10 protein-coding genes are annotated in these 13569 nt (G+C 64.4%); 3 read left to right on the top strand and 7 right to left on the bottom strand.

What is annotated here, in order from left to right:
- Positions 1-66: 66 nt before the first annotated feature.
- The 7 genes from cmk to mtnA form a co-directional block, all read right to left on the bottom strand.
- Complete coding sequence (gene cmk, locus QMX89_RS05745; protein WP_049861363.1) at positions 67-753, bottom strand: (d)CMP kinase; 687 nt, start codon at positions 751-753, stop codon at positions 67-69.
- The gene (locus tag QMX89_RS05740; protein WP_049861372.1) at positions 750-2972 is read right to left on the bottom strand and encodes a bifunctional prephenate dehydrogenase/3-phosphoshikimate 1-carboxyvinyltransferase; all 2223 of its coding nucleotides are present in this window, start codon (positions 2970-2972) and stop codon (positions 750-752) included. Before QMX89_RS05740 ends, cmk begins: the two co-directional genes overlap by 4 nt.
- Before the next feature lie 31 nt (positions 2973-3003).
- Positions 3004-4113, bottom strand: a complete 1110-nt coding sequence (hisC, locus tag QMX89_RS05735; protein ID WP_056843195.1) for a histidinol-phosphate transaminase — start codon at positions 4111-4113, stop codon at positions 3004-3006.
- A gap of 17 nt (positions 4114-4130) precedes the next feature.
- Complete coding sequence (gene pheA, locus QMX89_RS05730) at positions 4131-5225, bottom strand: prephenate dehydratase (RefSeq protein ID WP_043187723.1); 1095 nt, start codon at positions 5223-5225, stop codon at positions 4131-4133.
- Complete coding sequence (gene serC / locus QMX89_RS05725; protein ID WP_056843464.1) at positions 5225-6310, bottom strand: 3-phosphoserine/phosphohydroxythreonine transaminase; 1086 nt, start codon at positions 6308-6310, stop codon at positions 5225-5227. Before serC ends, pheA begins: the two co-directional genes overlap by 1 nt.
- A 179-nt stretch (positions 6311-6489) precedes the next feature.
- On the bottom strand, positions 6490-9294 hold the full coding sequence (gene gyrA, locus QMX89_RS05720) for a DNA gyrase subunit A (protein ID WP_049860977.1): 2805 nt from the start codon (positions 9292-9294) through the stop codon (positions 6490-6492).
- Between the two features lie 313 nt (positions 9295-9607).
- The gene (gene mtnA, locus QMX89_RS05715; protein WP_282347359.1) at positions 9608-10684 is read right to left on the bottom strand and encodes an S-methyl-5-thioribose-1-phosphate isomerase; all 1077 of its coding nucleotides are present in this window, start codon (positions 10682-10684) and stop codon (positions 9608-9610) included.
- A 105-nt stretch (positions 10685-10789) separates the two neighbouring features.
- Here mtnA and QMX89_RS05710 point away from each other — a divergent pair, with 105 nt between their 5' ends.
- From QMX89_RS05710 to mupP, 3 genes are read left to right on the top strand one after another with little or no spacing between them, the layout of a single operon-like run.
- Entirely contained in the window at positions 10790-12118 is a 1329-nt protein-coding gene (locus QMX89_RS05710) for a TRZ/ATZ family hydrolase (RefSeq protein ID WP_282347358.1), read from the top strand.
- Between the two features lie 57 nt (positions 12119-12175).
- Positions 12176-12874 carry a bifunctional 2-polyprenyl-6-hydroxyphenol methylase/3-demethylubiquinol 3-O-methyltransferase UbiG gene (gene ubiG, locus QMX89_RS05705; protein WP_049860980.1) on the top strand — a complete coding sequence of 233 codons (699 nt, stop codon included), beginning with the start codon at positions 12176-12178 and terminating at the stop codon, positions 12872-12874.
- A gap of 2 nt (positions 12875-12876) precedes the next feature.
- A complete protein-coding gene (gene mupP / locus QMX89_RS05700; protein ID WP_049860981.1) occupies positions 12877-13548 on the top strand; it encodes an N-acetylmuramic acid 6-phosphate phosphatase MupP in 672 nt (223 codons plus the stop codon).
- The last annotated feature ends 21 nt before the right edge of the window (positions 13549-13569 follow it).

Raw genomic sequence — 13569 nt, 5'->3', positions numbered from 1 at the left:
CGTGGGTTTCGTTCAAGTAAAAGAAAGCCACCGGGATGTTGACTGGGTTCCCGTATGGCTTCTTCGTCACCCGGCGATATCGCGAAGTGCGATCTCGCTCATGATGCGTTCCAACACCTGCTCGATGGACAACTCCGTGGAATCCAGCTGTATGGCATCGGCCGCCGGCTTGAGCGGGGCCACTGCGCGCTGGGTGTCACGCTCATCGCGTGCACGTATCTCATCTAGCAGACTCGACAGACTAACATCGTTGCCGGCTGTCTTCAACTGCAAGTAACGTCTGCGCGCACGTTCCTCGGCGCTCGCGGTCAGGAACACCTTGAGCGGCGCATCGGGAAACACCACCGTGCCCATGTCGCGACCATCGGCGACCAGGCCAGGCAGTTCCTGAAACGCCCGCTGGCGCTGCAGCAAGGCATCGCGCACTGCTGGCAGGGCGGCGACCTGAGAGGCGCAGGCGCCGATCTGCTCGTTGCGAATGTCCCGGGTGACATCGTCGCCTTCCAGGACAATGCGCTGTGGCTGGCCATCGGCGGCGGCAATGAATTGCACGTCCAGGTGCGCAGCCATGACCATCAGTGAAGCTTCGTTGCTCAAATCCACGCCGTGGTTGCGTGCGGCGTAAGCCAGCAGCCGATACAAGGCGCCCGAATCGAGCAGCTTCCAGCCCAGACGTTTGGCCAGGATACCGGCGACGGTGCCCTTGCCCGAACCGCTGGGCCCGTCGATGGTGATGACTGGCGCCACGTTCACGACTTGCCCTCTTCGGCTACGTTGATGCCCACTTGGGCGCACAGGCCGAGGAAGTTGGGGAACGACGTGGCAACGTTGGCGCAGTCGTGGATGCGGATCGGCGCGCTGGCGCGCAGGGAGGCGACGCTGAAGGCCATGGCGATGCGGTGATCACCGTGGCCGTGAACTTCGCCACCGCCCATGGCGGGCACCCCGTGACCAACGCCGTCGATGATGATGCCATCCGCCGTCGGCTCGCATTTGACGCCCAAGGCTTGCAAGCCATCAGCCATGACCTGGATACGGTCGGATTCCTTGACCCGCAGCTCTTCGGCGCCGCGCAACACGGTGCGCCCCTCGGCGCAGGCGGCTGCCACGAACAGCACGGGGAATTCGTCGATCGCCAGCGGCACCAGCGCTTCGGGAATCTCGATGCCCTTGAGACGGGCAGCCCGCACGTGCAGGTCGGCGACCGGTTCGCCACCGACTTCACGCTGGTTTTCCAGGGTGATGTCGGCGCCCATCAGGCGCAGGATATCGATGACACCCGTACGCGTAGGGTTGATGCCGACGTGTTCTAGGGTCAGGTCCGAACCTTCGGCGATCGAAGCAGCCACCAGGAAGAAGGCGGACGAGGAGATGTCGCCCGGCACCTCGATATGGGTCGCGGTCAACCTGTGCCCGGACTCGACCGACGCCTGCGGGCCGTCGACGTGCACGGGGTAGCCAAAACCACGCAACATGCGCTCGGTGTGGTCGCGGGTCGGTGCAGGCTCGGTGGTGGTGGTCTTGCCTTCGGCCCACAATCCAGCCAGCAACAGGCAGGATTTGACCTGGGCAGAGGCCATCGGCAGGGTGTAGTTCAGCGCCTTGAGGCGCTGTCCGCCGCGAATGACCATCGGCGGACGACCCTCGGCAGCGGTCTCGATGACCGCGCCCATTTCCCGCAGGGGGTTGGCCACGCGGTTCATGGGGCGCTTGGACAGCGAGGCATCGCCGGTCAGGGTGGTATCGAAGCTCTGCGCTGCCAGGATGCCGGCGAGCAGGCGCATCGAGGTCCCGGAGTTGCCCAGGTAGATCGGCCCTGGCGGCGCCTGCAACCCGTGCAGACCGACGCCGTGGATGGTCACGCGGCCCTGGTTCGGGCCTTCGATGACCACGCCCATGTCGCGGAAGGCCTGCAAGGTCGCCAGAGCGTCCTCGCCTTCAAGGAAGCCTTCGACTTCGGTGGTGCCTTCGGCCAGCGAGCCGAGCATGATCGAACGGTGCGAGATGGATTTGTCGCCCGGTACGCGGATGCGGCCATTGAGGCTGCCGCCGGGTTTGCCCAGGAAGATCAGGTCGTCATTGGAGTTCATAGCGTCCACATAGGCCCGACGGGCCAGGATTTTACTGAAATGCTCGCGGGCCACCCTGGCGCGTGTGAACACGCCCAGCAGGTGATGCCCATCCCCTGCATCGACCGCGTCGCGCAAGGCGTCGAGATCGCTGCGAAATGTATCGAGTGTGCGCAAAACTGCCTCGCGGTTGGCGAGGAAGATGTCGTGCCACATGACCGGATCGCTGCCGGCGATTCGGGTGAAATCGCGGAAACCGCCCGCAGCGTAGCGGAAGATTTCCAGGTTTTCACTGCGCTTGGCCAACGAATCTACCAGACCGAACGCCAGCAGGTGCGGCAGGTGGCTGGTGGCGGCAAGCACCTCGTCATGGCGCTCGACCTGCATGTGCTCCACGTCCGCCCCCAGGGCGCGCCACAGGCCGTCGACCCGGGCCAGCGCCTGGGGCGAGGTTTCGGCCAGCGGCGTGAGGATCACCTTGTGCCGCTTGAACAACTCGGCATTGGCTGCCTCCACCCCGCTCTGCTCGGAACCGGCGATCGGATGGCCCGGCACGAAGCGTGAGAGGTCACCGCCGAAAGCGTCACGATAAGCTCGCACCACATTGCCCTTGGCGCTGCCGACATCGGTGATCACCGCCCGACCCAGATCGAGTCGAGCCAGCGCCGCCAGCAGTTTCTCCATGCCCAGGATCGGTACTGCCAACTGGATCACATCGGCGCCCACACAGGCCTTGGCAAGCTCCGCCTCACAGCGGTCCACCACACCCAGCTCGACGGCGCGCTGGCAGGAACGTGGATCGAGATCGACCCCGACCACTTCATCGGCCAGGCCGCTTTGCTTGATGCCTTTGGCGAAGGAGCCGCCAATCAGTCCCAATCCCACTACCACCAGGCGGCCTATTCTGGCAGCGCCCGGTTGCAATTGCGTGAAATCAGACACGAGCCAGCACCTGGCGCAGTGCCTCCAGGAAGCGGCTGTTTTCTTCGGCCAGGCCGATGGTCACGCGCAGGTGATTGGGCATGCCATAACCGGCCACCGGGCGCACGATCACGCCCTCGCGCAGCAGCCCCTGAAACACCGGACCGGCGTCGCGACCCACGTCCACGGCAATGAAGTTGCCCTTGGACGGGATCCACTGCAGACCCAGCTCGGTGAAACCGGCTTCCAACTGCTGCATGCCGGCGCTGTTGAGTTCGCGGCTGCGCTGCAGATATTCGGTGTCGGTCAGCGCGGCGCACGCGGCAGCCAGCGCCAGGCTGTTCACGTTGAACGGCTGGCGCACGCGATTGAGCACGTCGGCAATAGTGGCAGAAGACAGGCTGTAACCCACGCGCAGCGCGGCCAGGCCATAGGCCTTGGAGAACGTACGCGACACCAGCAGGTTGGGGTAGCGTGCCAGGTAGTCCAGGCCGTCGGGCAAGTCGCCGCCCACGGCGTATTCGATATAGGCCTCGTCGAGCACCACCAGCACGCTGGGCGGAACCGCCGCCAGAAAGTCTTCCAGCGCCTGCGGTCCGAACCAGGTCCCGGTCGGGTTGTTCGGGTTGGCCAGAAACACGATACGGGTCTTGTCGTCGATCGCTGCCAGCATCGCGGGCAGGTCATGGCCGAACTGCTTGGCCGGGACGACCCGCGCGCCGGCGTTCACGGCCTGCACGACCAGCGGATAGACGGCGAATGCATGCTCGCTGAACACGGCGTTCAGGCCGGGGGCCAAATAGGCGCGGGCGACCAGTTCGAGAATGTCGTTGGAGCCGTTGCCCAGGGTCACCTGGTCGATCTGCACGCGGCACTGCCGAGCCAGCAGGGTCTTGAGGTCGAAACCGTTGCCATCGGGGTAGCGCGTGAGTTCGGCCAGCTCGCGCTCGATCGCGGCACGGGTCTTGGGGCTTGCGCCCAACGGGTTCTCGTTGCTGGCCAGCTTGATGATGCTGGCCGGGTCCATGTTCAGCTCTCGGGCCAGTTCATCCACCGGTTTGCCGGGAACGTACGGGGACAGCTGTTGAACACCAGTCTGGGCCAGGGCAAGGAAATCGGTCATGCGTGCTAACCCTTCTGTTAGAGAACCGCTTTGGGGTACGAGCCGAGCACCTTGAGTGCCACGGCTTCCTGACTGATCTGTTCCAGCACGCCCTTGATCAACGGGTCGCGATGGTGGCCGATGAAGTCGATGAAGAACACGTAGGTCCACTTGCCGCTGCGCGACGGACGCGTCTCGATGCGTGTCAGGTCGATGCCGTTGTCATGGAACGGCACCAGCAGCTCGTGCAGCGCACCGGGGCGGTTGCTCATGGACACGATGACCGAGGTCTTGTCGTCGCCGGTCGGCGGCACTTCCTGGTTGCCGATGATCAGGAACCGCGTGGCGTTGTCCGGACGGTCCTCGATCTTTTCGGCCAGGCGCTCCAGGCCATACAGGCCGGCCGCCATGTCGCCGGCGATGGCCGCCGAATTCCATTCGCCCTTGACCCGCTTGGCCGCCTCGGCGTTGCTGGCCACCGCGATGCGCTCCACGTTCGGGTAGTGCGCGTCCAGCCACTTGCGGCATTGCGCCAGGGACTGTGCGTGGGAGTAGATGCGAGTGATGCTGTCGGTCTTGGTGTTGTCGCCGATCAGCAGGTGATGGTGGATGCGCAACTCGACCTCGCCGCAGATCACCATGTCGTGCTCGAGGAAGCTGTCGAGGGTGTGGTTCACCGCGCCTTCGGTGGAATTCTCCACCGGCACCACGCCGAAATTCACGGCGCCAGCGACCACTTCGCGGAACACCTCGTCGATCGCGGCCATCGGCTTGCTGATCACCGCATGGCCGAAATGCTTCATCGCAGCGGCCTGGGTGAAGGTGCCCTCCGGACCCAGGTAGGCCACCTTCAGCGGGTTTTCCAGGGCCAGGCAGGAGGACATGACTTCGCGGAACAGACGCGCCATTTCCTCGTTGCTCAGCGGCCCCTTGTTGCGTTCCATCACGCGCTTGAGCACCTGCGCCTCGCGCTCGGGCCGGTAGAACACCGGCACCTCGCCTTCGGCCAGCGCCGCCATCTTGACCCGTGCGACTTCTTCGGCACAGCGGGCGCGATCGCTGATCAGCTCGAGGATCTTTTCGTCGAGGCTGTCGATGCGGACCCGCAGGGCCTTGAGTTCATGTTCGGACATCAGCCGTTTTCCTTTTCGAACTCCGCCATGTAGTCGACCAGCGCTTCGATGGCGTCAAGGCCCAGGGCGTTGTAGATGGAGGCGCGCATGCCACCGACCGAACGGTGACCCTTGAGGTTGAGCAGGCCGCGCGCGTCGGCGCCGGCCAGGAACGCCTTGTCCAGACGCTCGTCGGCCAGGCGGAACGGTACGTTCATCCACGACCGGGCGTTGACCGAGATCGGGTTGCTGTAGAACGCGCTGGCGTCGATGAAGCCGTACAGGCGGTCTTTCTTGGCCCGGTTGCGCGCTTCCATGGCGGCAACGCCGCCCTGCTCCTTGAGCCACTCGAACACCAGGCCCGAGAGGTACCAGGAGTAGGTCGCAGGCGTGTTGTACATCGAGCCGTTGTCGGCCGCGATCTTGTAGTCGAGCATGGTCGGACAGGCGCTGCGGGCCTTGCCCAGCAGGTCGTCGCGCACGATGACCACGACCAGGCCGCTGGGGCCGATGTTCTTCTGCGCACCGGCGTAGATGAGGCCGAACTGGGAGACGTCGACGGGCCGCGAGAGAATGTCCGAGGACATGTCGACCACCAGCGGGGTGTCGCCGGTCTGCGGAATCCAGTCGAACTGCAGGCCGCCGATGGTTTCGTTCGACGCGTAGTGCACGTAGGCCGCGCCGGGCGTCAGTGTCCACTCGTTCTGGCCGGGAATGGCCTGGTAGTCGTAGGGTTTGGCACTGGCCGCGACGTTGACATTGCCGTAGCGACGGGCTTCCTCGATGGCCTTCTTCGACCAGATGCCGGTTTCGACGTAGTCCGCCGTACCGCCTTCGGGGAGCAGGTTCAGGGGGATCTCGGCGAACTGCTGGCTGGCACCGCCCTGCAGGAACAGCACCTTGTAGTTGGACGGGACGCCAAGCAGATCGCGCAGGTCCTGTTCGGCCTTTTCGGCGATGGCGGTGTAGTCCTCGCTGCGATGGCTCATTTCCATCACCGAGAGACCCTTGCCACGCCAGTTCAGCATTTCAGCCTGGGCGCGCTGCAGTACGGCTTCGGGAAGCGCGGCGGGGCCTGCGCAGAAGTTAAAGGCTCGATTGCTCACATCCACTCTCGCTCTGCTTGAATTCGGGGCTGACCCGGGTGTGTCTGTCGGAAGATCGGCGGTGCGCCCTTCGTGGACAGAGGGCTCGCCGCCCGCCCCGCTCCCACAAGTGTTCACTAATCCTGTGGGAGCGGGGCTCTGCCCGCGAAGGGCACACCGCCGATCTACTGCCCTACAGCTTACTCCTCGGGCGTTTCGTCCGCGGCATCTGGCTCGACGTCACCCTGAGCCAATTCGGAATCGTCCGGCTCTACAGCTTCGACACCTTCAACGCCTTCGACACCTTCTTCCAGCTCATCTTCCTCGACTTCCGATGGCTCCTGAACCCGCTCCAGGCCCACCAGCTTCTCGTCGGTGATCAGCTTAATCAGGGTCACACCCTGGGTGTTTCGGCCAAGGCTCGACACTTCACCGACGCGGGTACGCACCAGCGTGCCCTGGTCGGAAATGAGCATGATCTCTTCGCCTTCCTGGGACTGGATCGCACCGATCAGCTTGCCGTTGCGTTCCTTGGTGACCATGGCGATCACGCCCTGGCCGCCGCGACCGCGACGAGGGAACTTGCTCAGCGGCGTGCGCTTGCCGAAGCCGCGCTCCGAAGCGGTGAGGATCTGTGCACCGGATTCGGGGATCAGCATGGAGATCAGTTGCTGACCCTTGCCCAGACGCATGCCACGAATACCGCGAGCGCCACGGCCCATCTGGCGCACGACGCCTTCGGCGAAGCGGATCACCTTGCCGGCATCGGAGAACAGCATGACTTCCTTGGCGCCGTCGGTGATGGCAGCGGCGATCAGGGTGTCGCCTTCCTTGAGCTTGAGCGCGATGAGGCCGCTGGAGCGCGGACGGGCGAACTGGGCCAACGGGGTCTTCTTGACGGTACCGAATGCGGTCGCCATGAAGATGTAGGCACCGGTCGGCTCGGCCACCAGCTCGGGGGTGTCACCGTCTTCGCCTTCGGCGGCCTCGACGACTTCCTCCGGCTCGACGATCTCGCCTTCGAGCACGGTGTCGTCGGCGTCATCCAGCTCTTCGTCGGCACCGGCGGTGGCCTGCAGGGCCTCAAGGTCGATCTGCAGCATGGTGGTGATGTACTCGCCATCATCCAGCGGCAGCAGGTTGACCAGCGGACGCCCGCGGGCGGCACGGGAGGCCTCGGGAATTTCGTAGGTCTTGAGCCAGTACACCTTGCCCTTGCTGGAGAACAGCAGCAGCGTGGCGTGGCTGTTGGCGACCAGCAGGTGCGAGATGTAGTCCTCGTCCTTGACGCCGGTGGCCGACTTGCCCTTGCCGCCACGGCGCTGGGCCTGGTAGGCGGACAGTGGCTGGGTCTTGGCATAGCCGCTGTGGGAAATGGTCACCACGCGCTCTTCTTCCGGGATCATGTCACCCAGGGTCAGGTCCAGACGCGAGTCGAGAATCTCGGTACGGCGCACGTCGCCGTATTCGGCGCGGATCAGTTCCAGCTCCTCGCGGATCACTTCCATCAGGCGCTCGGCGCTGTTGAGGATGCGGATCAGCTCGGCGATCTGGTTGAGGATCTCCTGGTACTCGGCCAGCAGCTTCTCGTGCTCCAGACCTGTCAGGCGATGCAGGCGCAACTCGAGGATGGCCTGGGCCTGTTCCGGCGAGAGGAAATACTTGCCGTCGCGCAGACCGTACTGCGGATCGAGGTTTTCCGGACGCGAGGACTCGGCGCCGGCACGCTCGACCATGGCCACCACGGCGCTGGATTCCCACGGCGTGCTGACCAGCGCTTCCTTGGCTTCGGACGGGGTCGGCGAGGCCTTGATCAGGGCGATGACCGGATCGATGTTGGACAGCGCGACCGCCTGGCCTTCGAGAATGTGCCCACGCTCGCGCGCCTTGCGCAGCTCGAACACGGTGCGACGGGTGACGACTTCGCGGCGGTGGCGCACGAAGGCTTCGAGCAGGTCCTTGAGATTGAGGATGCGTGGACGGTTGTCGATCAGGGCGACGATGTTGATACCGAACACGGCCTGCAGTTGGGTCTGTGCATAGAGGTTGTTGAGGATCACCTCCGGCACTTCACCGCGGCGCAGTTCGATGACGATACGCATGCCGTCCTTGTCGGACTCGTCGCGCAGCTCGGAGATGCCTTCGAGCTTCTTCTCTTTCACCAGTTCGGCAATCTTCTCGATCAGGCGGGCCTTGTTCAACTGGTACGGCAGCTCGGTGACGACGATCTGCTGGCGACCACCGACCTTGTCGATGTCCTCGACGTGCGAGCGGGCGCGCATGTAGATGCGGCCGCGGCCGGTGCGGTAGGCCTCGATGATGCCCTGGCGACCGTTGATGATGGCGGCGGTCGGAAAGTCGGGGCCGGGGATGAACTGCATCAGTTCATCGATGGTGACGTCCGGGTTGTCGATGACCGCCAGGCAGCCGTCGAGCACTTCGCCCAGGTTGTGCGGCGGAATGTTGGTCGCCATGCCCACGGCGATACCGCTGGAGCCGTTGACCAGCAGGTTGGGGATACGCGTCGGCATGACCGCCGGGATCAGCTCGGTGCCGTCGTAGTTGGGCACCCAGTCGACGGTTTCCTTGTGCAGGTCGGCCAGCAGCTCGTGGGCTAGCTTGGTCATGCGCACTTCGGTGTATCGCATGGCCGCAGCGTTGTCGCCGTCCACGGAGCCGAAGTTGCCCTGGCCGTCCACCAGCAGGTAGCGCAGGGAGAATGGCTGGGCCATGCGCACGATGGTGTCGTAGACCGCGGTATCACCGTGCGGGTGGTACTTACCGATCACGTCACCGACCACACGGGCCGACTTCTTGTAGGGTTTGTTCCAATCGTTGCCCAGTTCACTCATCGCAAACAGAACGCGGCGATGCACGGGCTTCAAGCCATCACGTGCATCAGGCAGTGCACGACCCACGATCACGCTCATGGCGTAGTCGAGGTAGGACTGTCTCAGCTCGTCTTCGATATTGACCGGGAGGATTTCTTTGGCCAGTTCGCCCATGAGAAGCCTGATTCCTTTTTCTGGTGAAACTCCGTTGCCTCCCTGTGAGAAGAACGAAGCTTGCCACCGCTGGCCGATGCCAACGGCGACTTACGACAAATCAACGAGTTACGCCTTGGACCGACGGCGCTGGGGGAGCACCTCGATGCACCCCCGAAAACCGCCGGATGTTAGCACAATCGCCGTCAGACACCTATCCCCTTAAACCCTGACAGGACCCTTGATCGAGTCGTATCGAGCCTCTGGCATGGCGCTGCGGCGCTTGCAGACCTTTCTTGAGGAAAAAAGCGAGCGTTTTGCCACTGCGGCGAATTCAATGCAGGCGCCGACGGCACATCAATTGCGCCAGCTTCGCCGCATCGGGTCGTTCGACGATGCCTTTTTCGGTGACGATCACGTCGATCAGATCGGCTGGGGTCACGTCGTGGATCGGATTGAATGCATCGACGTCCGCGCCGACGCGCGTTCCGGCCTCTTCCAGCAATTCGCGACCATCGCGTTCGAGCAAGGGAATGTCTTCGCCGCTTTCCAGGGCCAGGTCGATCGCCGCGCTGCTGGCCACGACCATGAACCGAACACCGTGATGCATGGCGCAGACCGCCAGCTGATAGGTGCCGATCGGGCCGGCGATATCGCCATTGGCCGCAATCCGCTCAGCGCCGACGATCACCCAGGTGATGCCTTTGCTCTTCATCAGGTGCGCCGCCGCCGAATCGGCCGTCACGGTCACCGGGATGTCCTCGCTGGACAACTCCCAGGCCAACAGACGCGAGCCTTGTAGCCCAGGCCGGGTTTCATCGGCATAGACACGCTCGAGCATGCCTTCATGGAAGGCCCCGCGCACCACCCCGAGCGCCGTACCGAAGCCGCCGCTGGCCAGCGCGCCGGCACTGGCATGGGTCAGCACGGCCTGCAGATTGCCTTGGTGCCGGCGGATCACGTCCACGCCCAACTGGGCCATGGTCAGATTGGCTTCGCGATCACTCTGGTGAATGGCCAGGGCTTCGGCTTCCAGAGCCGGCACCGGGTCTTCGTCGGCGCGCACTCGGCCCAGACGTTCGCGCATGCGCTCCAGCGCCCAGAACAGATGGGCCGTGGTCGGGCGGATCGCCGCCAGCAGGCGCAAATCCTGGTCCAGCGCGGCACGCCAGTCGGCTGCGGCGGTGCGGTGCAGTCGCGCGGCGAGCACCACGGCATAGGCAGCGCAGATGGCGACCGCCGAAGCCCCGGACACCACGCCTGAGCGGATCGCGCCGGCGACGCCGGGCGCATCGGCGAAAGCGCGCCAGACTTCCTGACCCGGAAGCGCACGCTGGTCGATCAGGTGCAACGCGTCACCTCGCCAATCAACGGCTTTGACCCGTTCCGCCGCCAACAATCGATCACGCATGCCCCAACTCCGTACTCAGACGCCAAAAGCGCTCGATTATAGCGAGCCCCCGTCCAAGACGCTCGGGTATACTTCGCCACCACCTGCACAAGCCCGGAACTTGCCATGCTCGACGTCGATACCGCCCTGGACCTGCTGTTGCTGCCAACCTGGCTGGTACCGGTCGAGCCCGCCGGTGTCGTGCTTCAGGAGCATGCCTTGGGCATCCGTGATGGGCAGATCGTCTTCATTGGCCCGCGCAGCGCAGCTGCCCGGCTGCAGGCACGGGAAATCCGCGAGTTGCCTGGGCAACTGCTCGCGCCGGGGCTGGTCAATGCCCATGGTCACGCGGCCATGACCTTGTTCCGCGGCCTGGCCGACGATCTGCCACTGATGACCTGGCTCGAACGCCACATCTGGCCCGCCGAGGCCCGCTGGGTCAGCGAGGCGTTCGTGCGCGACGGCACCGACCTGGCCATCGCCGAGCAGCTGCAGGGCGGCATCACCTGTTTTTCGGACATGTACTTCTTTCCCGAAGTGGCCGCCGAGCGGGTGCACGCCAGCGGCATGCGCGCCCAGATCAGCGTGCCGGTGCTGAATTTCCCAATCCCCGGCGCGCGGGATGCCGACGAGGCGCTGCACAAGGGCGTCGAGCTGTTCAACGATCTCAAGCACCATGCCCGCGTGAGCATTGCCTTCGGCCCCCATGCGCCCTACACGGTGAGCGACGAGAACTTGGAGAAGGTCCGCGTGCTGGCCGATGAGCTGGATGCCGCCATCCAGATGCACGTCCATGAAACCGCCGGCGAAGTGCATGATGCCCTCCAACAAAGCGGCGAGCGCCCACTGGCCAGGCTGGCCCGCCTCGGCTTGCTGGGCCCGCGCTTCCAAGCGGTGCACATGACCCAGGTGAATGACGACGACCTCGCCTTGCTGGTGGAAAGCAACAGCAACGTCGTGCATTGCCCGCTGTCCAACCTCAAGCTGGCCAGTGGCTTCTGTCCGGTGGAAAAACTCTGGCAGGCCGGGGTCAATGTGGCAGTGGGCACCGACGGTGCCGCCAGCAACAACAGCCTCGACCTGCTCGGCGACACACGCACCGCAGCGCTGCTGGCCAAGGCCGTGGCGGGTTCGGCGACTGCGCTGGATGCCCATCGCGCGCTGCGCATGGCCACCCTCAACGGCGCCCGCGCGCTGGGCATGGAAGCGAACATCGGTTCGCTGGAAATTGGCAAGGCGGCGGACCTGGCGTCCTTCGACCTGTCCGGACTGGCCCAGCAACCGGTGTACGACCCGGTGTCGCAATTGATCTATGCCAGCGGCCGCAATTGCGTCCGCCATGTGTGGGTGGCGGGCAAACACTTGCTTGACGAAGGCCGACTGACGCGCCTGGACGAAAACAGGCTGCGCGACATGGCCGGCGCCTGGGGCGAGCGCATTGCCGCAGGGCAATGAAGGCTGAAGACCCCGGCACTCTCGAATTCTGGAATCACAACGTTTAGAGGACACCCAATGAGCAACGTCGACCACGCTGAAATCGCCAAGTTCGAAGCCTTGGCGCACCGCTGGTGGGATCGCAACAGCGAGTTCAAGCCGCTGCACGACATCAATCCATTGCGCGTCAACTGGATCGACGAGCGCGTCAACCTGGCGGGCAAGCAGGTGCTGGACGTCGGTTGCGGCGGCGGCATCCTCAGCGAGGCCATGGCCCTGCGCGGCGCCAAGGTGACCGGCATCGACATGGGCGAGGCGCCACTGGCGGTCGCTCGCCTGCACCAGCTCGAATCCGGCGTGGAAGTGGAATACCGCCAGATCACTGCCGAAGCCCTGTCAGCCGAATGCCCGCAAAAATTCGACGTGGTCACCTGCCTGGAAATGCTCGAGCACGTGCCGGACCCTTCGTCGGTCATCCGCGCCTGTTTCCGCATGGTCAAACCCGGTGGCCAGGTGTTCTTCTCGACCATCAACCGCAACCCCAAGGCGTACCTGTTCGCGATCATCGGCGCCGAATACATCATGAAGCTGCTGCCGCGCGGCACCCATGACTTCAAGAAATTCATCCGCCCTTCCGAGCTCGGTGCCTGGAGCCGCGAGGCCGGACTGACCGTCAAGGACATCATCGGCCTGACCTACAACCCGCTGACCAAGCACTACAAGCTGGCCGCGGACGTCGACGTCAACTACATGATCCAGACCCTTCGCGAGGAATGAGCATGCGCCTTCGAGCGGTACTCTTCGACATGGACGGCACGTTGCTCGACACCGCGCCGGACTTCATCGCCATCTGCCAGGCCATGCGCGCTGCGCGCCAACTACCGCCCATCGACGAGCAACGGGTACGCGACGTGATTTCCGGCGGCGCCAAGGCCATGGTCCAGGCTGCGTTCGACCTGTCGCCGCAGGCGCCGGAGTTCGAAACGCTGCGCCTGGAATTCCTCGAACGCTATCAGGACGGCTGCGCAGTGCACAGCCACCTGTACGACGGCATGGCGCAACTGCTCGCCGACATCGAGCAGGCCAGGCTGATCTGGGGCGTAGTGACCAACAAGCCGCTGCGCTTCGCCGAACCCATCATGCAGCAACTGGGGCTGGCACAACGTTCGGCAATACTCATCTGCCCCGACCATGTGACCCGCAGCAAGCCGGACCCCGAACCGCTGCTGCTGGCCTGCAGCAAGCTCGAGCTGGACCCGGCCAGCGTGCTGTTCGTTGGTGACGATCTGCGCGATATCGAATCAGGCCGCGATGCCGGGACCAAGACTGCAGCGGTGCGCTACGGCTACATTCACCCCAACGACAACCCCGATCACTGGGGTGCCGATGTGGTGGTGGACCACCCGTCCGACCTGCGCCGCGTGCTGGACCAGGCCCTCTGCGGCTGCTGAGCCACCTTTTTTCAGGAGATC

Origin of the sequence: Pseudomonas sp. PS01301 (genome assembly GCF_029960215.1) — a bacterium.
Taxonomy (GTDB): Bacteria; Pseudomonadota; Gammaproteobacteria; order Pseudomonadales; family Pseudomonadaceae; genus Aquipseudomonas; species Aquipseudomonas coleopterorum.
Note: the sequence above shows the minus strand (reverse complement) of the source record. Positions and strands in the feature narration are given on the sequence as shown.

What these genes read in the sequence shown, in the direction of transcription:
- mupP (WP_049860981.1), top strand. Translation starts at nt 12,877, where the DNA reads ATGCGCCTTCGAGCGGTACTCTTCGACATGGACGGCACGTTGCTCGAC.
- QMX89_RS05710 (WP_282347358.1), top strand. Translation starts at nt 10,790, where the DNA reads ATGCTCGACGTCGATACCGCCCTGGACCTGCTGTTGCTGCCAACCTGG.
- pheA (WP_043187723.1), bottom strand. Translation starts at nt 5,225, where the DNA reads ATGTCCGAACATGAACTCAAGGCCCTGCGGGTCCGCATCGACAGCCTC.
- mtnA (WP_282347359.1), bottom strand. Translation starts at nt 10,684, where the DNA reads ATGCGTGATCGATTGTTGGCGGCGGAACGGGTCAAAGCCGTTGATTGG.
- gyrA (WP_049860977.1), bottom strand. Translation starts at nt 9,294, where the DNA reads ATGGGCGAACTGGCCAAAGAAATCCTCCCGGTCAATATCGAAGACGAG.
- ubiG (WP_049860980.1), top strand. Translation starts at nt 12,176, where the DNA reads ATGAGCAACGTCGACCACGCTGAAATCGCCAAGTTCGAAGCCTTGGCG.
- hisC (WP_056843195.1), bottom strand. Translation starts at nt 4,113, where the DNA reads ATGACCGATTTCCTTGCCCTGGCCCAGACTGGTGTTCAACAGCTGTCC.